At 40.4% G+C, this 23713-nt stretch carries 32 protein-coding genes; 31 read left to right on the forward strand and 1 reads right to left on the reverse strand.

Annotated features, from left to right (window positions below):
• The first annotated feature begins 1 nt into the window (after position 1).
• From rplW to OQY15_RS07790, 31 genes are all read left to right on the forward strand, one after another.
• The gene (gene rplW / locus OQY15_RS07640; protein WP_142528370.1) at positions 2 to 292 is read left to right on the forward strand and encodes a 50S ribosomal protein L23; all 291 of its coding nucleotides are present in this window, start codon (positions 2 to 4) and stop codon (positions 290 to 292) included.
• A gap of 23 nt (positions 293 to 315) precedes the next feature.
• Positions 316 to 1140, forward strand: coding sequence for a 50S ribosomal protein L2 (gene rplB, locus OQY15_RS07645; protein WP_265789752.1), 825 nt, complete (start codon positions 316 to 318; stop codon positions 1138 to 1140).
• Complete coding sequence (rpsS, locus tag OQY15_RS22395) at positions 1140 to 1406, forward strand: 30S ribosomal protein S19 (protein WP_265789754.1); 267 nt, start codon at positions 1140 to 1142, stop codon at positions 1404 to 1406. The genes rplB and rpsS overlap by 1 nt, the downstream gene beginning before the upstream one ends.
• A gap of 7 nt (positions 1407 to 1413) precedes the next feature.
• A complete protein-coding gene (rplV, locus tag OQY15_RS07655) occupies positions 1414 to 1776 on the forward strand; it encodes a 50S ribosomal protein L22 (protein WP_012780780.1) in 363 nt (120 codons plus the stop codon).
• A 5-nt stretch (positions 1777 to 1781) separates the two neighbouring features.
• Positions 1782 to 2651 carry a 30S ribosomal protein S3 gene (gene rpsC / locus OQY15_RS07660; RefSeq protein ID WP_265789759.1) on the forward strand — a complete coding sequence of 290 codons (870 nt, stop codon included), beginning with the start codon at positions 1782 to 1784 and terminating at the stop codon, positions 2649 to 2651.
• A gap of 38 nt (positions 2652 to 2689) precedes the next feature.
• The gene (gene rplP / locus OQY15_RS07665; RefSeq protein ID WP_037442599.1) at positions 2690 to 3112 is read left to right on the forward strand and encodes a 50S ribosomal protein L16; all 423 of its coding nucleotides are present in this window, start codon (positions 2690 to 2692) and stop codon (positions 3110 to 3112) included.
• Between the two features lie 72 nt (positions 3113 to 3184).
• Entirely contained in the window at positions 3185 to 3394 is a 210-nt protein-coding gene (rpmC, locus tag OQY15_RS07670) for a 50S ribosomal protein L29 (RefSeq protein WP_265789764.1), read from the forward strand.
• A 12-nt stretch (positions 3395 to 3406) separates the two neighbouring features.
• Positions 3407 to 3661: a 30S ribosomal protein S17 gene (gene rpsQ, locus OQY15_RS07675; protein WP_037442595.1), complete on the forward strand. Its 255-nt coding sequence runs from the start codon at positions 3407 to 3409 to the stop codon at positions 3659 to 3661.
• Position 3662: 1 nt separating this feature from the next.
• Positions 3663 to 4031, forward strand: coding sequence for a 50S ribosomal protein L14 (gene rplN / locus OQY15_RS07680; protein ID WP_041878524.1), 369 nt, complete (start codon positions 3663 to 3665; stop codon positions 4029 to 4031).
• Position 4032: 1 nt separating this feature from the next.
• Positions 4033 to 4374, forward strand: a complete 342-nt coding sequence (rplX, locus tag OQY15_RS07685) for a 50S ribosomal protein L24 (protein ID WP_037442591.1) — start codon at positions 4033 to 4035, stop codon at positions 4372 to 4374.
• Positions 4374 to 4946 (forward strand): 50S ribosomal protein L5, encoded by a 573-nt coding sequence (gene rplE, locus OQY15_RS07690; RefSeq protein ID WP_322973316.1) that lies wholly within the window; start codon positions 4374 to 4376, stop codon positions 4944 to 4946. Before rplX ends, rplE begins: the two co-directional genes overlap by 1 nt.
• Entirely contained in the window at positions 4946 to 5215 is a 270-nt protein-coding gene (gene rpsN / locus OQY15_RS07695; protein ID WP_265789769.1) for a 30S ribosomal protein S14, read from the forward strand. The genes rplE and rpsN overlap by 1 nt, the downstream gene beginning before the upstream one ends.
• A 134-nt stretch (positions 5216 to 5349) precedes the next feature.
• A complete protein-coding gene (gene rpsH / locus OQY15_RS07700; RefSeq protein ID WP_265789772.1) occupies positions 5350 to 5748 on the forward strand; it encodes a 30S ribosomal protein S8 in 399 nt (132 codons plus the stop codon).
• 18 nt (positions 5749 to 5766) lie between these two features.
• The gene (gene rplF, locus OQY15_RS07705) at positions 5767 to 6324 is read left to right on the forward strand and encodes a 50S ribosomal protein L6 (protein WP_265789774.1); all 558 of its coding nucleotides are present in this window, start codon (positions 5767 to 5769) and stop codon (positions 6322 to 6324) included.
• Positions 6325 to 6329: 5 nt separating this feature from the next.
• A complete protein-coding gene (rplR, locus tag OQY15_RS07710) occupies positions 6330 to 6683 on the forward strand; it encodes a 50S ribosomal protein L18 (protein ID WP_265789776.1) in 354 nt (117 codons plus the stop codon).
• Between the two features lie 18 nt (positions 6684 to 6701).
• Positions 6702 to 7220, forward strand: a complete 519-nt coding sequence (gene rpsE, locus OQY15_RS07715; protein ID WP_090555282.1) for a 30S ribosomal protein S5 — start codon at positions 6702 to 6704, stop codon at positions 7218 to 7220.
• 4 nt (positions 7221 to 7224) lie between these two features.
• Positions 7225 to 7404 carry a 50S ribosomal protein L30 gene (gene rpmD, locus OQY15_RS07720; RefSeq protein WP_041878535.1) on the forward strand — a complete coding sequence of 60 codons (180 nt, stop codon included), beginning with the start codon at positions 7225 to 7227 and terminating at the stop codon, positions 7402 to 7404.
• Between the two features lie 110 nt (positions 7405 to 7514).
• Positions 7515 to 7961 (forward strand): 50S ribosomal protein L15, encoded by a 447-nt coding sequence (gene rplO, locus OQY15_RS07725; RefSeq protein ID WP_142528361.1) that lies wholly within the window; start codon positions 7515 to 7517, stop codon positions 7959 to 7961.
• A 3-nt stretch (positions 7962 to 7964) separates the two neighbouring features.
• On the forward strand, positions 7965 to 9305 hold the full coding sequence (secY, locus tag OQY15_RS07730; protein WP_265789783.1) for a preprotein translocase subunit SecY: 1341 nt from the start codon (positions 7965 to 7967) through the stop codon (positions 9303 to 9305).
• A 5-nt stretch (positions 9306 to 9310) separates the two neighbouring features.
• Complete coding sequence (map, locus tag OQY15_RS07735; RefSeq protein ID WP_265789786.1) at positions 9311 to 10096, forward strand: type I methionyl aminopeptidase; 786 nt, start codon at positions 9311 to 9313, stop codon at positions 10094 to 10096.
• A gap of 70 nt (positions 10097 to 10166) precedes the next feature.
• Positions 10167 to 10385, forward strand: coding sequence for a translation initiation factor IF-1 (gene infA / locus OQY15_RS07740; RefSeq protein ID WP_008244555.1), 219 nt, complete (start codon positions 10167 to 10169; stop codon positions 10383 to 10385).
• A gap of 1 nt (position 10386) precedes the next feature.
• A complete protein-coding gene (ykgO, locus tag OQY15_RS22400) occupies positions 10387 to 10503 on the forward strand; it encodes a type B 50S ribosomal protein L36 (protein WP_082434884.1) in 117 nt (38 codons plus the stop codon).
• Between the two features lie 77 nt (positions 10504 to 10580).
• Positions 10581 to 10958 carry a 30S ribosomal protein S13 gene (rpsM, locus tag OQY15_RS07750; RefSeq protein WP_090555277.1) on the forward strand — a complete coding sequence of 126 codons (378 nt, stop codon included), beginning with the start codon at positions 10581 to 10583 and terminating at the stop codon, positions 10956 to 10958.
• Positions 10959 to 10979: 21 nt separating this feature from the next.
• Complete coding sequence (rpsK, locus tag OQY15_RS07755) at positions 10980 to 11369, forward strand: 30S ribosomal protein S11 (RefSeq protein WP_041878538.1); 390 nt, start codon at positions 10980 to 10982, stop codon at positions 11367 to 11369.
• Between the two features lie 65 nt (positions 11370 to 11434).
• A complete protein-coding gene (gene rpsD, locus OQY15_RS07760; RefSeq protein ID WP_265789809.1) occupies positions 11435 to 12043 on the forward strand; it encodes a 30S ribosomal protein S4 in 609 nt (202 codons plus the stop codon).
• Positions 12044 to 12125: 82 nt separating this feature from the next.
• Positions 12126 to 13118: a DNA-directed RNA polymerase subunit alpha gene (locus OQY15_RS07765; protein ID WP_265789811.1), complete on the forward strand. Its 993-nt coding sequence runs from the start codon at positions 12126 to 12128 to the stop codon at positions 13116 to 13118.
• 81 nt (positions 13119 to 13199) lie between these two features.
• Positions 13200 to 13760, forward strand: coding sequence for a 50S ribosomal protein L17 (gene rplQ / locus OQY15_RS07770; RefSeq protein ID WP_265789813.1), 561 nt, complete (start codon positions 13200 to 13202; stop codon positions 13758 to 13760).
• Between the two features lie 87 nt (positions 13761 to 13847).
• Positions 13848 to 15032: an SAM-dependent methyltransferase gene (locus OQY15_RS07775; RefSeq protein ID WP_265789815.1), complete on the forward strand. Its 1185-nt coding sequence runs from the start codon at positions 13848 to 13850 to the stop codon at positions 15030 to 15032.
• 182 nt (positions 15033 to 15214) lie between these two features.
• Positions 15215 to 17128 (forward strand): molecular chaperone DnaK, encoded by a 1914-nt coding sequence (gene dnaK, locus OQY15_RS07780; RefSeq protein ID WP_265789817.1) that lies wholly within the window; start codon positions 15215 to 15217, stop codon positions 17126 to 17128.
• Positions 17129 to 17411: 283 nt separating this feature from the next.
• A complete protein-coding gene (locus OQY15_RS07785) occupies positions 17412 to 20612 on the forward strand; it encodes a SusC/RagA family TonB-linked outer membrane protein (RefSeq protein ID WP_265789819.1) in 3201 nt (1066 codons plus the stop codon).
• Positions 20613 to 20637: 25 nt separating this feature from the next.
• Entirely contained in the window at positions 20638 to 22143 is a 1506-nt protein-coding gene (locus tag OQY15_RS07790) for a RagB/SusD family nutrient uptake outer membrane protein (protein WP_265789821.1), read from the forward strand.
• Between the two features lie 57 nt (positions 22144 to 22200).
• On the opposite strand, the gene OQY15_RS07795 is transcribed toward OQY15_RS07790, so the two are convergent.
• Positions 22201 to 23706, reverse strand: coding sequence for a RagB/SusD family nutrient uptake outer membrane protein (locus tag OQY15_RS07795; protein ID WP_265789823.1), 1506 nt, complete (start codon positions 23704 to 23706; stop codon positions 22201 to 22203).
• Between the last annotated feature and the right edge of the window lie 7 nt (positions 23707 to 23713).

The following is a 23713-nucleotide window of genomic DNA, read 5'->3' on the forward strand; positions in this document are numbered from 1 at the left end:
TATGGAATTTTTAAAGAAACCAATATTAACCGAAAAAGCTTCTGCTCTTACAGAGAAGTCCAGCCGCTTCACTTTCAAAGTAGAACACAAAGCAAACAAGCTGCAGATTAAACAAGCTATCGAAAAAATGTATGGCGTTAATGTTCTTGCAATCAACACTATGGTTGTAAACGGAAAATTAAAGTCAAGAAATACAAAAGGTGGTTTGGTTACGGGACGTAGCCCGAAATATAAGAAAGCAATTGTAACTCTGGCAGCAGGTGAAACAATTGATTATTACGCGAACATTTAATAAGAATTGAATAATTTATAACTATGGGCTTAAGAAAATTTAAACCAGTCACTCCGGGAACCCGCTTTAGAGTTGGGGCTGATTTCTCGGAGATTACAGCAACCAAGCCCGAAAAATCATTGGTTGTTTCTTCTAAGAAATCCGGTGGACGTAACAATACAGGAAAGATGACTATGCGCTACATGGGTGGTGGTCACAAAAAATCTTACCGTTTGATTGATTTCAAACGTGATAAGTTTGATATTCCTGCAACAGTAGCTACTGTTGAATACGATCCGAACCGTACAGCACGTATCGCATTATTACATTATGCAGATGGTGAGAAGCGTTATATCATTGCACCGGAAGGATTGCAAGTGGGGCAGAAAGTAGTATCGGGAGATACAGCAACTCCAGAAGTTGGAAATACTTTAAAATTAGCTAACATTCCGTTAGGTTCAATTGTACATAACATTGAAATTCAACCAGGACGTGGAGCACAATTGGCACGTAGTGCAGGTGCTTATGCTCAATTAGCAGCACGTGATGGTAAATATGCAACTGTGAAAATGCCTTCAGGTGAGGTTAGATCAATTCTGACTACTTGTTTAGCAACAATAGGAGCAGTTTCCAATTCGGATCATGCAAATGAAGTATTAGGTAAAGCAGGTCGTAAACGCTGGTTAGGACGTCGTCCTAGAACTCGTCCGGTAGCGATGAACCCAGTCGATCACCCAATGGGTGGTGGTGAGGGTCGCTCATCAGGAGGTCAGCCAAGGTCAAGGAATGGAGTTTATTCTAAAGGCTTTAAGACCCGTACACTTAAAAAATACTCAAATCGTTTCATCATAGAGAAAAGGAAGAAATAATGGCACGTTCGATTAAAAAAGGACCATACATTGACCATAACGTAGAGAAGAAAGTAATCTCTATGAATGAATCAGGCAAAAAGTCTGTCATTAAAACTTGGTCTCGCAGATCAATGATTTCACCAGATTTCGTGAATCATACATTTGCAGTGCATAACGGTAACAAATTCATACCGGTATACGTAACAGAAAACATGGTTGGTCACAAGCTGGGAGAGTTTGCTCCAACCAGAACATTTAGGGGTCACTCTGAAAAGAAAAAATAATTAAGAGATGGAAGCAGTAGCGAAATTAAACAATTGTCCAACCTCACCACGTAAGATGCGTTTGGTTGTAGATCTTATCAGAGGTGAGCGTGTAGAGAAAGCATTACATATTTTAAAATTCACCAATAAAGATGCGGCAATCAGAGTTGAGAAACTTCTGTTGTCAGCGATCAAAAACTGGGAAACTAAAAATGAAGGTTCTCGCCCTGAAGAAAACCAATTATACGTGAAAACTATAATGGTTGGTGGCGGCCGTCAGTTGAAAAGACTGAGACCAGCACCTCAAGGCCGTGGATACAGAATACGTAAACGTTCTAACCACGTGACTTTGATAGTAGATAGTAAAAACGTTGAAACTCAAACTAATTAGTAGAAATGGGACAAAAAGCAAATCCAATAGGAGCAAGGTTGGGAATCATCAGAGGTTGGGATTCTAACTGGTTCGGTGGCAACAACTATGCTGACAAATTAGTTGAGGACGAAAAAATAAGAAAATACCTTTCTGTGCGTATTGCCAAAGGAGGAGTAGCTAAAGTAGTTATCGAACGTACGTTAAAACGTATCACTGTAACTATCCACACTGCCCGTCCGGGAATCGTTATCGGAAAAGCAGGAGCTGAGGTTGACAAGATCAAAGAAGAGTTAAAGAAACTTACAAAAAAAGAGATTCAGATTAACATTTTTGAGATCAAACGTCCTGAGCTTGATGCACAGCTGGTAGCAGAAGGTGTTGCAAAACAATTAGAAGCAAGGATCTCATTCAGAAGAGCCATGAAATCTACAATCGCCTCTACCATGCGTATGGGTGCTGAGGGTATCAAAATCATGACTTCAGGCCGTTTAGGTGGTGCTGAGATGGCTCGTAACGAGCAGTATAAAGAAGGAAGAATTCCTTTGCATACTTTCCGTGCTGATATTGACTATGCATTAGCTGAAGCATTGACTACTTATGGTAAGATCGGTGTGAAAGTATGGATCTGTAAAGGTGAAGTTTACGGTAAACGTGATCTTTCTCCTAACATTGGCGCTGCAAACAATGCTCCTGGTAAAGGTGGCAGACCTGAAGGTAACTTCGGTGCAGGCGGCAGAGACAGAGACAACCGTGGCGGTGGCGACAGAAGAAACGACAATAAAGGCGGTGCCGGTCGTGGCGGAAGAGGTCCAGGTCAGGGTGGTCCGGGTCAAGGTGGTCCAGGAAGAGATAACAGAGGTGGTAACCCTGCAAACAGAGGTCCCCGTAAATAATTAGTCAACAGATCGTTTAACGATAATATTAAAATAAGATGTTACAGCCAAAAAGAACGAAGTTCAGAAAGATGCAAAAGGGCAGAATGAAAGGTTTAGCAACACGTGGTGCTGAACTGTCATTCGGGTCTTTCGGGATTAAATCTTTAGAGGCGACATGGATTACCAGTCGTCAGATAGAGGCAGCCCGTATTGCGGTAACTCGTTTCATGAAACGTGAAGGCCAGGTGTGGATTAGAATTTTCCCGGACAAACCGGTAACTAAGAAACCAGCCGAAGTACGTATGGGTAAAGGTAAAGGTGCTCCTGAATACTGGGTAGCAGTAGTGAGACCAGGACGTATCATTTTTGAAGCAGAAGGCGTATCTTTGGAAATTGCCAAAGAAGCAATGCGTTTAGCAGCTCAGAAATTACCTATCCAAACAAAATTTGTAGTACGTAGAGATTACGTAGAGGCATAAAGAGTTTTGGGGTCAATGTTGTAAGTAACTTGTTATTATAACCGCTAGACCCAGAACATAAAAATTAATAAAATGAAGAACTCAGAAATCACAGGGCTTTCACAAGAAGAACTAGTAGTCAGGATTGCAGAAGAGAGAGAAAACTTAGTAAAGTTAAAATTTGCACACACAATTTCGGCTATAGAGAATCCTACCCGTATCACTAAGGTAAGAAAAGACATCGCCCGATTAAATACTGAATTGACAAAGCGTAAAGCAGCGTCTGCTAGTGAAACTAAATAACTTTAGGTCGAAATGGAAAGACAATTAAGAAAAACAAGAACCGGGTTGGTGGTAAGCAATAAAATGGATAAATCTGTTGTTGTTGCTGTAGAACGTAAAGTGAAACACCCGATCTATGGTAAGTTCGTAAAAAAAACTACCAAATTTATGGCTCATGACGAGAAAAACGATTGCGGTATTGGAGATACAGTACTGATCATGGAGACTCGTCCGCTGAGTAAAAACAAGAACTGGAGATTAGTGGAAATTTTAGAGAGGGCTAAATAACATGGTACAACAGGAATCAAGACTCAATGTAGCCGACAATAGCGGCGCAAAACAAGTACTCGTAATTCGTGTACTTGGTGGAACCGGAAAACGGTACGCGTCAATTGGTGACAAAATTGTTGTTACCGTGAAAAGCGCACTTCCTTCAGGAAACATTAAAAAAGGAACTGTCTCTAAAGCAGTTGTGGTAAGAACAAAAAAAGAGATCAGACGTAAGGATGGTTCTTACATTCGTTTCGACGATAATGCAGCAGTATTATTGAATGCACAAGATGAGCCGCGTGGTACACGTATTTTTGGCCCGGTAGCGAGAGAACTGCGTGAAAAACAATTCATGAAAATTGTATCATTAGCACCGGAGGTATTATAATATGAAAAATAAAGTAACTGTTCAACCAAAGATAAAAATCCGTAAAGGAGATTTAGTAAAGGTTATCGCTGGTGATTCAAAAGGCCAGGAAGGTAAAGTACTTTCAGTATTAATTACTAAAAGTAGAATTCTGGTAGAAGGTGTGAACCTTGTATCTAAACATACAAAACCAAATGCTGCTACTCCAAACGGTGGTATCATTAAAAAAGAGGCTGCTCTTCATATTTCTAACGTTGCGTTAATTGATCCTAAATCAGGAAAAACTACGCGTGTTGGCAGAAAGCTTAACGCTGATGGGAAATTAGTTAGGGTATCTAAAAAATCAGGAGAGGAGATCAAATAATGACTTACATACCAAGATTAAAGACTAAATACAAAGAGGAAGTTGTTCCTGCCCTGAAAAGCAAGTTCAATTACAAAAGCGTAATGCAGGTTCCTAAGTTAGAGAAGATTGCTATCAACCAGGGTGTTGGACGTTTCTCTGTAACTGACAAGAAGATCATGGACAGCTCTATCTTAGAGATGACAACCATTTCTGGTCAGCAGGCAGTAGGTGCAAAATCTAAAAAAGATATCTCAAACTTCAAGTTACGTAAGGGTATGCCGGTAGGTGTACGTGTAACTTTACGTGATAACAACATGTTTGAGTTTTTAGATCGTTTAATTTCCGTAGCTTTGCCGCGTATCCGTGACTTCAAAGGTATCAATGACAAAGGATTTGATGGAAAAGGTAACTACACATTGGGTATTACCGAACAAATCATCTTCCCTGAGATCAACATCGACAAGATCAACAAGATCTTAGGTATGGATATTACCTTTGTAACTACTGCAACAACTGATGTTGAAGCATTGGAATTGTTAAAACAATTCGGATTACCGTTTAAGAATCAAACATCTAATACAGAGCAATAATGGCAAAAGAAGGTTTAAAAGCTCGTGAAGTAAAGCGCCAGAAGCTGGTTGCTAAATTTGCAGAGAAACGCGCAGAACTTAAAGCTGCTGGTGATTTCGAAGGACTTGACAAGTTACCAAAAAACTCGTCACCTGTACGTTTGCACAACCGTTGCAAGCTGACTGGCCGCCCTCGTGGTTACATGCGTACTTTTGGTATTTCAAGGGTTACTTTCCGTGAAATGGCCTTAGCAGGAAAAATTCCTGGAGTTACCAAAGCAAGCTGGTAAAAAATATCGTGTTACGTTAGCCGATTCGCCCAAGGGCTGAAGCGGCTAACGTTGTACGTTTAAAAGAAAAATTAACCGATGGAAGGTCGCTCCGAATGGTTCGGAAAGGAAACCACTATCACAAATCAATAAAAATGAATACAGATCCAATAGCAGATTATCTTACAAGGGTAAGAAATGCCATCAAGGCAAATCACAGAATTGTAGAAATTCCTGCATCAAATCTTAAAAAGGAAATTACTAAAGTACTTTTTGACAAAGGTTACATCGCCAACTACAAGTTTGAAGACAACACTGTTCAGGGAACGATCAAAATCGCTTTGAAGTACAACCCGATCACTAAGATCCCTGCGATCCGCACATTAGCGCGTATCAGCAAACCAGGTTTAAGGCAGTATGCAGGCGTTGATAATATGCCAAGAGTATTGAACGGTTTAGGTATCGCTATCTTGTCTACTTCTAAAGGAGTGATGACTGATAAAGAAGCAGCCAGACTAAACATTGGTGGCGAAGTTTTGTGTCACGTTTATTAATTAAAGGAGGATTACAAAATGTCAAGAATAGGAAAAGCCCCAATTAATGTACCTGCAGGAGTAACCATTACAGTAGATGCTGCTAACGTAGTAACTGTAAAAGGCCCTAAAGGAGAATTACAACAAGCAGTAGATTCAGAGATCACTGTAAGTCAGGAAGATGGTGTACTTACAGTATTACGCCCTACTGAGCAAAAAAGACACAAAGCATTGCACGGTTTATACCGTTCACTGATCAACAATATGGTTGTTGGTGTTACAGAAGGTTATAAAATTCAGCAAGAATTAGTAGGTGTGGGTTACCGTGCTACTAACGAAGGTAATACTTTGGATCTTGTGTTAGGATATTCTCACCACTATGTATTCCAATTGCCGGTAGAGATTAAAGTAACTACCCTTTCAGAAAAAGGTCAGACTCCTAAAATCATTTTAGAGAGTATCGACAAACAACTGATCGGTCAGGTTGCAGCGAAAATCCGCTCATTACGTGCACCAGAGCCATACAAAGGTAAAGGTATCAAGTTTGTAGGAGAAGTGTTAAGAAGAAAAGCAGGTAAATCAGCTTCTAAAAAATAATCATCATGGCAGGGAAAAAATTATCTCGTAGAGATCGTATAAAAAAAGGAATCAGAAAAAAACTAGAAGGTTCTGAAAGCCGTCCACGTTTATCAGTTTATAGAAGCAATAAAGGAATTTATGCGCAGATCATTAACGACGTAACTGGAAACACATTGGTATCAGCTTCTTCATTATCTAAAGATTTTTCTGGTAATGGCAACAAATCTGAGCAATCAGTAGCTGTTGGTAAATTAGTAGCTGAAAAAGCAATCGCAGCAGGCATTAAAGAAGTTGTTTTCGATAGAAATGGCTATTTATACCACGGACGCGTAAAGTCGTTGGCAGAAGGTGCCCGCGAAGCTGGTTTAGTATTTTAATCTGAAAATAAGAGAAGAATGTCAACTATCAATATAAAAAGAGTTAAGACTAGCGAGGTCGAATTAAAAGACCGTTTAGTTAGTATACAACGTGTTGCTAAAGTAACCAAAGGTGGTCGTACTTTCAGCTTCTCAGCTATCGTAGTTGTTGGAGATGAAAACGGAATCGTAGGTTACGGATTAGGTAAGGCGAAAGAGGTTACTGAAGCAATTGCTAAAGGTATCGATGACGCTAAAAAGAACCTTGTAAAGGTTCCTTTGTTAAACGGTACTGTTCCTCACGAACAAATCGGTAAATTCTCAGGTGGTTTTGTATTGATCAAGCCAGCTGCAGTAGGTACCGGAGTTATCGCTGGTGGTGCAATGCGCGCTGTATTAGAGAGTGCTGGTGTACATAACGTATTAGCAAAATCAAAAGGTTCATCAAATCCTCACAACGTGGTAAAAGCAACTGTTGATGCTTTAACAAAAATGCGTGATGCTTACACAGTAGCACAACAGCGTGGTGTTGATTTAAACAAAGTTTTTAACGGATAAGAACATGGCTAAGATCAAAATAACCCAGGTAAAAAGTATCATTGACAGAAGCGAACGTCAGAAAAGAACGATGCAGGCATTAGGTTTGACCAAAATGAACCAGTCTGTTGAAGTTGAAGCAAACGCTGCTATCATTGGAATGGTAAGAAAAGTGAATCACTTAGTTGCCATCGAAAGTATATAATTCGCAGAGGTTGTAAGTGTAATATTTTCTATTACATTTGCAACCTTTGTATATGTTTAACCGTTGTCCCTGATTAGTGAAAGCGAAGGGCAGCACAATAAGTTTCAAAAATGAACTTAAGTAATTTAAAACCTGCATCAGGTTCTACTAAAAACAGTAAGAGAATTGGTCGTGGTACTGGTTCTGGTCGTGGTGGTACTTCCACTCGTGGTCATAAAGGTGCCGGATCACGTTCTGGTCACAAAACCAAAATCGGTTTTGAAGGTGGTCAGATGCCATTGCAACGTCGCGTACCTAAAGTAGGTTTCAAACCAATTAACCGTGTTGAATATGTAGGTGTAAACTTAGATGTTTTACAAGGATTAGCTGAGAAATTCAGCCTTACTTCAATTGATTTTGCTACATTGCAAGAGCATGGTTTAGCACATAAAAACGACCTGGTTAAGATCCTTGGCCGTGGTGAGGTAAAATCTAAAGTTGAAGTTAAAGCTCACGCTTTCTCTGCAACTGCACAAAAAGCAATTGAAGCTGCTGGAGGCTCAATCGAAAAATTGTAATTAATGAAGAAGCTGTTTACTACTTTAAGTAATATTTGGAAAATTCAGGAATTAAGAGAGCGTATAGTATTTACGCTCGTAATTCTTTTGGTCTATAGGTTCGTTTCTCACGTTGTTTTACCAGGCGTTGATGCAACAGCCCTAGGCGATAATCAGAAATCTGGAATCTTGGGTCTGCTGGATATGTTTGCCGGGGGATCATTTTCCCGTGTATCGATCCTTGCACTGGGGGTTATGCCATATATTTCTGCATCAATTGTAGTTCAGTTATTAGGTATTGCTGTGCCTTCCTTCCAGAAAATGCAGAAAGAAGGAGAGAGCGGCAGGAATAAACTCAATCAGATCACAAGATACCTGACGGTAGTGATTACAGCTGTTCAGGCTGTAGGATATGTGAAAACTCAGGTTCCTAAGGAAGCTATTCTGATTGATCCTACTTTATTCTTCGTTCTTTCAACATTCGTTTTGTCGGCAGGTACATTATTTGTAATGTGGTTGGGTGAGAAAATTACCGATAAAGGTATTGGAAACGGTGTATCACTGATCATCATGGTTGGTATCATCGCACGTCTTCCGATGGCTCTTTATCAGGAGATCACTTCAAGGGTTATTGTAGACGGGGGCTTAATTGCACTTGTACTCGAAATCGTTGCTTTGTTCGCCGTGGTGATGTTTACGATCCTTATCGTACAGGGTGTACGTAAAGTGCCTGTACAATATGCAAAACGTATCGTTGGTAACAGACAGTTTGGTGGGGTTAGACAATACATCCCATTGAAAGTGAATGCTGCTGGTGTAATGCCAATCATCTTTGCCCAGGCATTGATGTTCATTCCAACAACACTTACACAGTTTTTCCCTACTTTACAAAATACATGGTTAATCCAGTTCAGTGATCCAACATCACTGGCTTACAGTTTAACCTTCGCATTTTTAATTATTGCATTTACATTCTTCTATACTGCGATTACAGTTAATCCCGTACAGATGTCTGATGATATGAAGAAAAATGGTGGTTTCATCCCGGGTTTAAAACCAGGTCTGGATACCTCTTCATTTATTGACGATGTAATTTCTAAGATCACCTTTCCAGGTTCTGTATTCTTAGCGATCATTGCCATCCTTCCTTCACTGGCCGTTAAGTTCGGTATTAAATCAGAGTTCGCCCATTTTTATGGAGGTACCTCCCTGCTGATTTTAGTAGGTGTGGTATTAGATACTTTACAACAGATTGAAAGTTATCTGTTAATGCGTCACTATGACGGATTAATGAAAACCGGAAGAGTTACAGGTCGTACTGGTGTTCCCGCTGCAAATACAAGCGGCAGCAGTGCGGTAATTTAATATGAATGTCTAAGATCTATTATAAGTCTCCGGAGGAGGTTGAGCTCATTAGAATTAGTTCCATGCTTGTATCTGAAACACTTGCAGAAGTGGCAAAGATCATCGGCCCTGGGGTAACCACAATGCAGCTGAACAAACTTGCGGAGACTTACATAAAAGATCACGGAGCGATACCGGCATTTCTAAACTACAACGGGTTTCCCTATTCACTTTGTATATCGCCTAATGAGCAGGTTGTTCATGGCTTTCCCAGTGATTATGTGATTCAGGAAGGAGATCTGATCTCCGTTGATTGTGGTGTGATCAAGAACAATTTCTTTGGTGACTCGGCTTACACGTTCTCTATAGGGGAAATCAGCGCTGACCGTCAGAAGTTGGTTGACGTTACTCAGGAATGTCTGAAGCGAGCTATTGATAAAGCTGTTGTTGGTTCCCGTCTCGGAGATGTGGGCTTCGCAGTACAGTCTTTCGCAGAGCAGAATGGTTTCGGTGTGGTGAGAGAGCTTGTTGGTCATGGTGTCGGCGTTCAGCTGCACGAAAAGCCAGAGGTCCCTAACTACGGTAGACGGGGTACAGGTATGAAGTTAGAGGAGGGGATGGTCATTGCCATTGAACCGATGATCAATGCCGGTACAGCTAATATAGAGTTTTGGTCTGATGGCTGGACAGTAACAAGCAGAGACAGTCAGCCTTCGGCACATTTTGAACACACTGTTGCAATAAAAAAGGGGAAAGCAGATGTTTTATCAACCTTTTCTTTGATTGAAGAAGTTTTAAAAGAAAAAAGGTAAATAATTAAATATTTTTCTTAAATTTGCAACCCTGTTTAATAGCAGCTAATTAAGTAAAAATCAAGATTATATGGCTAAACAAGCCTCGATTGAACAAGACGGTGTAATAAGAGAAGCATTATCCAATGCCATGTTCAGAGTTGAACTGGAGAACGGACATGAAATTATCGCTCATATCTCAGGTAAAATGAGGATGCATTACATTAAGATATTACCTGGGGACAAAGTTAAATTAGAGATGTCGCCTTACGATTTATCAAAGGGCAGGATTACTTATAGATATAAATAAAATGAAAGTTAGGTCATCAATTAAAAAACGCAGTGCTGATTGCAAGATTATTCGTCGTAAAGGCAAGCTTTACGTAATTAACAAGAAAAATCCGAAGTTCAAGCAGCGTCAGGGATAATAAATTATTGCAGTATGATTAGATTGAATGTACAGGTTACTCAATCTGTCGTCAAATAATCAACATTTAGTACAAATATGGCAAGGATATCAGGTATAGATTTACCAAGAAACAAAAGAGGCGAAATCGGACTAACTTACATCTTCGGTGTAGGCAGATCAACTGCTCAGCGTATATTAACTGAGGCAGGTATCGATTTTAGCAAAAAAGTACAGGATTGGTCTGATGATGAGTTATCAGCAATTCGTACCATCATTAACGACGGCGTGAAAGTAGAAGGTGCTTTACGTTCTGAGGTTCAGTTAAACATCAAACGTTTAATGGACATCGGTTGTTACCGTGGTTTACGTCACAGAAAAGGTTTACCAGTTCGCGGTCAGCGCACTAAAAACAATTCTCGTACACGTAAGGGCAAGAGAAAAACAGTTGCTAACAAGAAAAAAGCTACTAAATAAAATTAGTAACGGATAATAATTATGGCTAAGAGTAAAAAAGTAACCAAAAAGCGTATTGTTGTTATTGAACCGGTTGGTCAGGCACATATCAATGCGACTTTTAATAATATCATTGTTACCTTAACAAACAACAATGGTCAAACTATTTCATGGTCTTCAGCAGGTAAAATGGGCTTCAAGGGTTCTAAAAAGAACACTCCATATGCTGCAGGTCAGGCTGCAAGTGATTGCGGTAAAGTAGCATTTGATTTAGGTCTGCGTAAAGTAGAGGTTTTTGTTAAAGGTCCTGGATCAGGTCGTGAGTCTGCTATCAGAACATTACAGATCTCTGGTATCGAAGTAACTTCGATCAAAGATATTACGCCGCTTCCGCACAACGGATGTCGTCCTCCTAAGAAGAGAAGAGTTTAATTTATTAATTTTTAAAGCTAAGAGTCTGCAGCTTCAGGTTGCATGATACTTTAAAACAAAAAGCAATGGCAAGATATACAGGACCAAAGTCCAAAATCGCGCGTAAATTCAGAGAGCCAATTTTCGGCCCTGATAAAGTACTAGACAGAAAAAACTATCCCCCAGGACAGCACGGTGCGTCTAAAAGAAGAGGTAAACAATCTGAGTATTCAGTACAGTTAATGGAAAAACAAAAAGTGAAATATACTTATGGTGTATTAGAGCGTCAGTTCCGTAACTTGTTTACAAAAGCATCTTCCCGTCAGGGTATCACAGGTGATAACTTATTACAGTTATTGGAAGCCCGTTTAGATAACACAGTTTATAGATTAGGTATTGCGACTACACGTTCAGCTGCACGCCAGTTAGTTAGCCATAAACACGTAACAGTGAACGGTGAAGTAGTAAACATTCCTTCTTACCAATTAAAAGCAGGTGATGTTGTAGCAGTACGTGAGAAATCTAAAACTTTGGAAAGCATCACTAATTCAGTAGCAGGCAGAGTAATCAATAAATTCAATTGGTTAGACTGGAATGCATCTGAGTTAAGCGGAAAGTTTTTAGCTTATCCAAATCGTGATGAGATTCCTGAGAACATCAAAGAAAACTTAATCATCGAGCTTTACTCGAAGTAATCATATATTTAATTAGCTGCCTTCGCGGGCAGCTAAATTTTTTGCGTTACAAAATATTCATAACGATCTAAAAACATTATAAATGGCAATTTTAGCATTTCAGAAACCCGATAAGGTCATCATGCAGAAATCAACGGATTTCGATGGTATATTTGAATTTCGTCCCTTAGAACCCGGTTTCGGTGTAACAATTGGTAATGCCTTAAGAAGAATACTTCTTTCTTCCCTGGAAGGTTATGCCATTACAAGTATTCGTTTTTCTGGTGTATCACATGAGTTTTCTACAATGAAAGGTGTTGTAGAAGATTTAACTGAAATTATCCTGAACCTGAAACAAGTTCGTTTCAAAAAAGCTGGTGATTCAGGTGACTCTGAAAAAGTTTTTATTGTAGTTAATGGCCAGGATCAGTTTCTAGCAGGTGACATCACTAAATTCTCTAACAATTTCGAAGTGCTTAATCCAGACTTCGTGATCTGTAACATGGAGAAATCAGTTACTTTAGAGGTAGAATTGACTATCAATAAAGGACGTGGTTATGTTCCGGCTGAAGAAAATAAAATTAATGATGCTGTTGTTGGTGTAATTGCTATCGATTCGATCTTTACCCCAATGAAAAATGTAAAATACACGATTGAAAACTATCGTGTTGAACAAAAAACAGATTATGAAAAATTAATTTTGGAAATCGCTACAGATGGATCTATCCATCCTGAAGAAGCTTTGAAAGAAGCAGCCAAAATTTTGATTCAGCATTTCATGTTATTCTCTGACGAGAACCTGGTTCTTGAATCTCAGGCAAAAGAAGAAACTAAAGAAGTGGATGAGGAAATCCTGCATATGCGTAAAATCCTTAAAACTGAATTAGTTGATCTTGATCTTTCAGTTCGTGCTTTAAACTGCTTAAAAGCAGCCGATATCCGCACACTGGCTGATCTTGTTTCTTATGATGTAGCTGACATGTTAAAATTCAGAAACTTTGGTAAGAAATCACTTACTGAAATCCAGGAGCTTGTAAAATCTAAACAATTGTCTTTCGGCATGAACTTAGGTAAATACAAACTGGAAGAAGAGTAAGCATAACAAATCACAAATTGTTAATAGTGCATAATTCCCTCTTTAATTCAGAAGAGACGGTATGCACTCAATAAAATAAAAATGAGACACGGTAAAAAAAACAACCACTTAGGCAGAACTGACTCCCATCGTAAAGCGATGTTGGCTAACATGGCCTCATCACTGATCAAACACAAAAGGATCTCTACAACATTAGCTAAAGCTAAATCTTTACGTATGTATGTTGAGCCTTTGATCACTAAATCTAAAAACGATACTACACACTCACGTCGTATTGTATTTAGTTACTTACAGGACAAAGATTCAGTTACTGAATTGTTCCGTGACGTAGCTGCTAAAGTAGCTAACCGTCCGGGTGGTTATACCAGAATTATCAAATTAAACAATCGTTTAGGTGATAACGCTGAGATGGCGTTAATCGAACTGGTTGATTACAACGAAGTTTATGGTGTAGATACTGAAGCTGCTGAGAAGAAAACTACCCGTCGTGGCAGAACTAAAGCTAAAAAATCTGACGCACCTGCAGCGAAAGCTGAAGCTGCTGCTGAAGAAGCACCAGTTGCTGAAGAAGCTCCGGCTACAGAAGAAGCAACTCCAGAAGCTCCGGCTGCTGAAGAAGCAAAAGATAACAAAGGAGAATAATTTTCCATTCTCCGGAATAAAGATGCCTTTCTGTAAAACGGAAAGGCATTTTTTTATGCATAAATAGTTTAGCCTAATTTTGATATCATGTCAGAGTCTGAAAAAATTGAACAGTTTAAGACGCTCGTATCGGAGAGTGTTACCAATGATACTTTCATCAAAATTACCCTTGGTAACTACATGGGTGAGGAGCCTGAACTCAAGAATATATATGTCCGGAAAGTGCTGATCAAACGGATGCCGATGCTCGCTTTTACCTACAGGTATAAAACAAAGGATATCGTTAAGAACTATGCGCCCCAGGAAGGGCTCCGTCTGGTTTTCGATTATCTTGAGAGTGGTTTCCGGAACTGTACCTGCTTTACGGTTGACAACGACATTGTTCTTTTATCTCATCCATCAAAGGGCTATTCTCTTAATATGAACAAAGCGACCATGCAGGATCAGTTACCGCTGAGCCATGATAAGGAAAAAGCACGACTCATTGCATCGTTGCAGAAACCCTATCTGACGGCACTGAGAATTACGGATAAGAATGGTATCGTCTTTAAAAATGCACAGGATAAGTATAAGCAGATTAATCAGTACGTAGCCTTGCTTGATCCGCTGATCAGAGAGCTGCCTGCGGGAAAGTTGAAGAAAGTTGTAGATATGGGTTCCGGCAAAGGTTACCTCACTTTCGCTTTGTATGATTACCTGGTTAATGTGTTAAAGATGGAGGTAAGTGTGAGAGGAGTGGAGTACAGGCAGGACATGGTGGATCTGTGTAACAGGATTGCAGACGAGTCTGGTTTTACAGGCTTAAGCTTTGTACAGGGAACTATTGAAGATTATCAGGAAGAAGGTATCGACTTACTCATCGCGCTGCATGCCTGTGATACTGCTACTGATGACGCCATTGCCAAAGGTATCAGCGCGGGAGCTGAGCTGATTGTTGTTGCGCCCTGCTGCCATAAACAAATCCGCAGGGAAATGGAAAAAGGAAAGGCTGAGAATGACCTTGGATTTATCACCAGACATGGTATCTTCCTGGAGAGGCAGGCTGTGATGGTTACTGACGGTATCCGGGCACTGATCCTCGAGTACTTTGGATATAAGACCAAAGTTTTTGAATTTATATCAGAGGCGAATACACCGAAAAATGTGTTGATCACCGGCTCAAAAGTTAAAGGGACTAAGATAAAGCACGACGATATTTCGACGAAAATTAAAGATACAAAGAGCTATTTTGGCATTGGTTATCATCATCTTGAAAGACTGCTTGGTCTTTAACAGGTTTATTGCCAAAGCAAAAGCCGATTTATGACAACCTGTCAGAATTGTAAATCGTTTTTAATACATTTTAGCAAAAATTATAAAATACCAGCCTGTTTACCTGCCAAATGCCGATTGGCACATTGCTTGTTAAACAGAATTAGAAAATTAGAATTCATCACATAAACAAGATAAATAGCATGTCAAAAATTATTGGTATAGACTTAGGAACAACAAACTCTTGCGTAGCCGTAATGGAAGGTAACGAACCTGTAGTTATAGCCAACAGTGAGGGTAAACGTACAACGCCATCCATTGTTGCATTTGCAGAGAATGGTGAGCGTAAAGTAGGTGATTCTGCGAAACGTCAGGCGATCACTAACCCAACAAAAACAATTTATTCGATTAAGCGCTTTATGGGCAGCAGCTTTGCTGAGGTTTCTAAAGAAGCTGGCCGTGTTCCTTACAACGTAGTTAAGGGAGATAACAACACACCAAGAGTTGAAATCGACGACCGTAAATACACTCCACAGGAAATTTCTGCAATGATCTTGCAAAAAATGAAAAAAACTGCGGAAGACTTTTTGGGTCATGAGGTTACTGAAGCAGTTATTACTGTTCCTGCCTACTTCAATGATGCACAACGTCAGGCTACAAAAGAAGCTGGTGAAATCGCTGGTTTGAATGTTAAACGTATTATCAACGAGCCTACAGCAGCAGCTTTGGCTTACGGTCTTGATAAAGCACACAAAGACATGAAAATTGTTGTGTTTGACTGCGGTGGTGGTACACATGACGTTTCTGTATTAGAATTAGGTGATGGTGTATTTGAAGTAAAATCTACTGATGGTGATACTCACTTAGGTGGTGACGACTTTGACCACATTATTATTGACTGGTTAGCAGCAGAATTTAAAAACGAAAATGGTATGGACCTTGCACAGGATCCAATGGCATTACAACGTTTGAAAGAAGCTGCTGAGAAAGCTAAAATTGAATTGTCAAGCTCAACTTCAACTGAAGTTAACCTTCCATATATTACAGCTGATGCAAGTGGTCCGAAACACTTGGTTAGAACTTTAAGCCGTGCTAAATTTGAGCAACTGGCTGCTGATCTGATCAAACGCACAATCGAGCCTTGTAAATCTGCATTGAAAAATGCTGGTTTAAAAACATCAGATATCGATGAGATTATCTTAGTAGGTGGTTCTACACGTATCCCTGCAATCCAGGATGCTGTAAAAGCTTTCTTCGGTAAAGAGCCTTCTAAAGGTGTTAACCCTGATGAGGTAGTAGCTATCGGTGCTGCAATCCAGGGTGGTGTATTAACTGGTGAGGTTAAAGATGTATTGTTATTAGATGTTACTCCTCTTTCATTAGGTATCGAGACTATGGGTGGCGTGATGACAAAACTGATCGAATCAAACACTACTATTCCTTCTAAGAAAGCTGAAACTTTCTCTACAGCTGCTGATAATCAGCCTTCAGTTGAGATCCACATTTTACAGGGAGAGCGTCCAATGGCTGCTCAGAACCGTACAATTGGCCGTTTCATCCTGGATGGTATTCCACCAGCGCCACGTGGTGTTCCACAAGTAGAAGTTGCATTTGATATTGATGCTAACGGTATCCTGCATGTAAGTGCAAAAGATAAAGCTACTGGTAAAGAGCAAAAAATCCGTATCGAGGCTTCATCTGGTTTAACTGATGAAGAAATCAAAAGGATGAAAGAAGAAGCTGAAGCAAATGCAGATGCTGATAAAGTAGCTAAAGAAGAAGCTGATAAAATCAACAGTGCTGATGCATTGATCTTCTCTACTGAGAAACAATTGAAAGAATTCGGTGAGAAACTTTCAGCTGATAAAAAAGCACCAATTGAAGCTGGTCTGGCAAAATTACAGGCTGCACACGCAGCAAGAAACTTTGCTGATATCGATGCTGCTCAGGAAGAGCTTCAGGCTGCATGGAATGCTGCATCTGAAGAAATGTACAAAGCAGGTCAGGACGGCGCTCCTGAAGGAGCTGCAGGTCAGCCGGCAGGAGAATCTGCAGCACAAGGTGGCGATAACGTTACTGATGTAGATTTCGAAGAAGTAAAAGACGAAACGAAATAAGTTTCATTTCTGATACAAATTAAAAAGAGGGCAACCGTAATGGTTGCCCTCTTTTTTTTGTGCTGTTTTGCAGAATTTTGGATGGAAATGCTGCTTGTATACAGATGTCCCTGGTAAATTGTTTTGATTATTTTACAAAAAACAATAATTATTATCTATTGGACAATAATATCTCAGAAAAGCAGTTAATTTTCCCTAATTCTTGTTAAAACAGTATGTTTTAATCCTCTGGAAATATAAATTAGGGGTTCGATTATTAACTATTTATCTAAAACCCCACAACATGCGTAAACTTTTACAAAGTTTGTTCGTCTTGATGTTTGTTGCAGTGACTGCATGGGCTCAGGAAAGAACCATTACTGGTACCGTTATATCTAAAGATGACGGATTACCAATTCCTAGTGTAGGAATAAAATTAAAAGGTACTACAATCGGTACACAAACTTCTTCCAATGGTAATTATTCAATTAAAGTAACAAATGGCAATAGTGCTGTTTTGGTATTTACATATATTGGCTTTACTACTCAGGAAGTATCAGCAGGATCAAGAAGTACAGTCAATGTAACTATTGTTCCAAATGAAAATCAGCTGAATGAGGTTCTTGTTACTGTTCCCTTCGGTAAAGTAAATAAGCAGACTTTTACGGGTTCAACAGCGCAAATTGGCAGTGCTGAATTTGAAAAACGTCCTATTACGAACGTATTGAGCGCCATCGCTGGATCTGCTCCTGGTATCCAGGCTTCAACAGCTAGCGGGGCACCTGGTTCCTCACCTTCGATCAGAATCAGAGGTTTTGGTTCAGTAAACGCTTCAAATGACGCTCTTTATGTGGTTGATGGTGCAGTTTATGACGGCAATATCGCTAACATTGACCCGGAAGATGTTGCTTCAATCTCACTATTGAAAGATGCGGCTACAGCGGCTCTTTATGGATCAAGGGCTGGTAATGGTGTCGTAATGATTACTACAAAAAAAGGCCGCAAGGGTAAAGACAATTTGCAATTCAAAGCCAGTGCCGGTGTAATCAGCAGAGGTTTGCCTGAATATGAGCGTCTGACTGCTCAGGAGTATTATCCTAAAATGTGGGAAACCTATAGAAATACCCTACAGTACGGTAGTCTTGCTATTCCACGTGACGTTGCTAACAGCATTGCATCAGGTATAACCACAAGATACAATAATGCGAACTATTCAGGTATCAAAACATTGTTAGGCTACAATCCATTTAATGTGGGTGATAATGAAATAGTTGATGTCAACGGCGTATTAAATCCAAATGCCAGTCTTAAATATGGTGATGACCTTGACTGGTCAGATCAGGCTGCGCAGGGTGGCAAAAGCAGACAAAATTATTCATTAACCTATTCGGGTGGTACCGACAAGAGTGACTATTATACCTCTTTGGGTTATACCAATGAGAAAGGATATTTGATTGCATCAAACCTAAAACGTTATAATGGTAGGATCAATGTAAATACCAAGCCTACGAAATGGTTTAACACAGGTTTCAATATTGCAGGTAACTATACCCAGGCAATGTTCGCCAATGTAGATGCAAATAGCCAGACTGCAATCATCAATCCTTTTTATATTTCGAGGTTTATAGGCCCTATCTATCCGGTACACCTGCGCGATGCGACAACGGGTGCATTAATCCTGGATGCTAATGGTCAGTCACAATATGATATTGGTGCATTACGTCCTTTTGCTTCAGGTAGAAACGTGATTTATGAAAACCTGAACGACACACAAAATACGGCAAGAGGTGCCTTGAATGGAAGAACCTATGCTACTGTAAATATCCTTCCGGGACTGACTGGTACAGCCAACGTTGCATTCGATTTCCAGGATACACAACAGCGTGAATATGACAATACTCAGGTGGGTGATGGTGCACCAAGTGGAAGATCATACCAGTATTCATTCCGTACCACTACTGTTACTCTTTCACAAATCCTTGACTATACAAAACATATTGGAAAGCATAATTTCAATATTATCGGAGGTCATGAGAACTATAATTTTAAATACAACTACTTATCTGGCAGCCGCAGTGGTCAAATTGTTCAGGGTATCACTGAACTGACTAACTTCTCTACAATTTTAGGTACCAATTCATACGAGCGTAATGCGCGAATTGATAGTTACTTATCACGTTTGAGTTATGACTTTGATGGCAAGTATCTCTTGAGCGGAAGTTTAAGAAGAGACGGTAACTCTAAGTTTGGTCGTTCTGTAAGATGGGAAAATTTCTGGTCTGTTGGTGCGGGTTGGAACCTGAACCGTGAGTCATTCTTTAAGGCTGACTGGGTTGACCAGTTGAAATTACGTGCTTCTTATGGTGTTTTGGGTAACGATGGTGTACTCAACAGTGATAATAATACTGACTACTTCCCTTATCAGGCTTTATATCAGCTGGGTATTAATAACCAAACCGCAGCAGGTATCATTCAGCAATCACTTGGAAATCAAAACCTGACCTGGGAAACTTCTAAAAACTTTGATGCCGGTGTTGACTACAGTTTGTTAAATGGCCGTTTGAGTGGTAGTATCGAATATTTTAAAAGAACAACTGATGGTTTGATTTTTAACGTACAGAGTCCGCTTTCAGTAGGTGGAACACCTGGCGATGGAAACTTTGAAGTGGCTACCAACATTGGATCTGTTTACAATAAAGGTGTGGAGCTATCTGTAACCGGTCAGATTGTGAAATCAAGGAATTTTACTTACTCGGCTACATTAAACTTAACCCACTTAAAAAATCAGGTTACAAAAATGCCTGACGGCCAGCCTCTGATTCAAAGTGGAACAAAAGGACTGAGCGTTGGACACTCTGTATATGATTACTACCTGCGTGAGTTCTATGGTGTAGACCCTGACAACGGACGTGCGTTATATAAAACAAATGCAATCACTGCCAATACAAGGGTGATTGGTACAGATACTGTGACAAACGTAATTGGCGAAGCTAACTACCGCTATACCGGTGATACTGCTATCCCGGATCTGACAGGTTCCATGTTACACTCTGTGGGATATAAAAACTTCACACTGAATGTGAACTTTTCTTTCCAGACAGGTGGAAAAGTGTATGACAGTGCTTATGCAGGCTTGATGCATGGTGGAACATATGGTACGGCGATGCACGTTGACGCCCTGGATGCCTGGAAAAACCCTGGAGATATCACTGACGTTCCAAGATTAGATAACAGCCAGACTGCGAATCAGGCTGGGGGAAGTACACGCTGGTTAACCAATGGATCTTACTTCCAGATCAACAACGTCACTTTGAATTACAATTTGCCAAAAACCTGGATGCAGAAAATTGGTGCCGACCGCGCCAGCATTTACGTAAGTGGTGATAATCTTGCCACGGCATCTGCAAGAAGAGGTATGGGTGCATCTACATCATTCAATGGTACAGTAGGTAATAACTACAACTTTAGCCGTACCATCTCTTTAGGTGCAACTGTAAATTTCTAGTATTTAAACATTGAATATAAAAGACATGAAAATAAAATATAATAAGGCAATATTAGGGCTTGTGTTTATGGCAACCCTTGCTTCTTGTAAGAAGGATTACCTGGATACAACACCCACAGAGTCGGTATCAACTGAATTAGCTTTAGGCAATACCGCCAATTTAACTGCTGCTGTAAATGGTATCCATCGTATGATGTATTCTCAGACTCTGGGGACTCAGGTACAGGGAGGACAGAGTGGCAATATGTTGTATATGGATATTCTTGCTGATGACGTGGTATTTAATAGTGTTTCAAGTACATGGTTATTGAGTGATTACAGATGGCTGGCACATACCAACCCAAGTTCTTCCAGCAACCTGTACCACTACCAGTTCTATTTCAATATTATTGGTAATGCCAACAACATCATTGCTAATGTAGACGCGGCGACAGGGACAGATGCTGACAAGAAAGCGATCAAAGGTCAGGCCTTAACTTACCGTGCATGGGCATATTTCCAGATGGTACAGTTATTCGGGCAGCGTTATGTGGCTGGTGGAACAAATAGCTCACTGGCAGTGCCACTCGTTATTGCACCAACAACAACTGCTACACCAAGAAGTACAGTTGCTGAGGTTTATGCACAGATAAATACCGATATTGATGCAGCGATTGTTAACCTGGCAGGTTATAGCCGCACAAACAAATCAAACTTTAATGTGAATGTTGCACAGGGTATAAAGGCACGTATTGCATTAACGCAACAGAACTGGACAGTAGCAGCTGAATCTGCAAAAGCAGCCCGTACTGGTTTTGCGTTGATGAACAATAGTAGCCAGACTAGCCCTGAATATCTGAATGGATTCAACAATTATGAAAACTCAGAGTGGATGTGGGGTTCGAGAATACAAACGGATCAGACCAATTATTTCTATTCGTTTTTCGCGAACATGGGTGCAAACTACAACTCAACAGTTAACCGTGTAAGTCAGAAATCTATCAACTCGGCTTTGTATAACACTATATCTGCTACGGATGTGCGTAAGCGTGTTTGGGATCCAACAGGACGAAATACTGCTGATTTTGTACTGCCTACTACAACGTCGGTGAGATTTGCATATATGAGCAGAAAATTCAAGGTTGCAGATGTGAACTCAAGTGTGGGTGATGTTCCATACATGAGAGCTGCAGAAATGTATCTTATCGAAGCTGAAGCATTGGCCAGAAGCGGAAATAACGCTGCTGCTGCTGCTGCCTTACAGCCACTGGCGGTAAACAGGGATCCTAGCTATGTATTATCAACAAGAACTGGTGCTGCGCTGATCACTGAAATCATGAACCAGAGACGTGTGGAACTGTGGGGTGAAGGCTTCCGTTTTTACGATCTTAAACGTACAAACTCTGCACTGGACAGAACAGGTGCGAATCACAATGCAACATTTGCAAGTGGTCTGCTTTCTGTTCCTGCAAATGATATCAGATGGCAGTTGCTGATTCCACAGGATGAGATTATCAACTCAAACGGAGTTGTAACTCAAAATCCTCAATAGGAAATTAGTACTGATAAAAAAAGAGGGCAACTGTAATGGTTGCCCTCTTTTTTTGTTTTACCAGCCTGGATTCTGACTGAGTTTTTTGTTGTTGTTGATTTCCCTTGTAGGGATACCAAAGAGCAGATATTTTGCAGTCAGCACCTGTCCGCCAGGGAAGGCATGACCTACAAAGTCATTAAACCCGCCATTTGCAAGGTTATACACCTTTCTTGTACGTACCATATCAAACCATACTTTATTTTCATAAGCCAGTTCATGGTATTTTTCACGCCAGATCGCTTCGCGGAAAGCACTTTGAGAAAGGCCTGTCAGTGCTGGCAGTTGTGCACGTGTTCTGATCAGGTTTACTGCATTAAATGCCGCTGGTGTTGGGCCACCTACTTCATTTGATGCTTCTGCATAAATCAGGAGCACCTCAGGATAGCGTAGGAAGGTCCAGTTTAAATCGCTCTGCGCAGTAGTGGCAGCTTCGTTATCAAAAAACTTGAAGATATACTGACCTCCAAAGTTTACCGGCTGACCTGTCAGCACGCTTACATAACTTGAGTAATAATACTGCTGTTCTTTAGTACGCAAATCACCTGTTTCATAAGAATTATAGAACTCAGGTGCCGGCGTTACAGCTCCCACTTCGTCAGAGAATTTTGTGATTTTTCTTGATCTTGGCAGGAAAGCCTGGGTAACACTCGTCGTGTTGATACCCACCTGATACTGATTCTGGAAGATAAACTCGCCCAGATTTTTGTTTGCTTTATTACGCAATTCCGGGTAAGTAGCGAACAGGCGGTAAGAACCCGAGTTAATCACCTCGTTTGCTTTATCCGCAGCCTTCTGATAGTTCTCCTTTTTCTCCAGCGGATATCCGGCCATGGTAAGGTAAACACTTGCCAGTAATGACTTCACGGCACCCACATTTAATCTTCCGGTTACGTCGGCCGTAGGTAAGCCAGCAGCTTCTGCTGTCAGTAAGTCTGCCACAATCGCGTCGTAAACACTCGCCTGTGATGATCTTTCAGGATACAGTTCAGGAGAAGAAGCATTTACTGATTTCAGCAGCAGCGGAACATCTCCATAAATCCTTACCAGGTGAAAGTAGTAGAAAGCCCTGAAGAAAGCGGCTTCACCGAGCATACGTTTTTTCTGTGCCTCATCCATGTTAATACCAGGGATACGTTCGATGGCCAGGTTTGCGTTGGCTATAGCATTGTAGGAGTTGGCCCACCATACGTAAAAGTAATTGTTGTCTGCATTGGCAGAGAGCGTGCGGAGGGTATTGTTAAACTGACTCTGACCTACTTCTGTAGAAGCGATCCCTGTAGGGAACTCCAGCATCATGTAAGGACTTTCTCCATAGGTACCTGTACCATCAGTAATGGTACGGAGGCTCGCATATAAATTATTGATAGAGGCCTGCGCCTGATCAGCTGTCTGGAAGAAATTTTCCTGTGTATAATTGGAACGGTTATCCTCATCGAGATATTTCTTACATCCCGTAAACACGCCGGGAAGCACCAGAATCAAAAGGATAAACAGTGGATTATATTTAGATTGATATTTCATGTTTTTT

It is taken from the genome of Pedobacter sp. MC2016-15 (assembly GCF_026239695.1).
Lineage (GTDB): Bacteria > Bacteroidota > Bacteroidia > Sphingobacteriales > Sphingobacteriaceae > Pedobacter.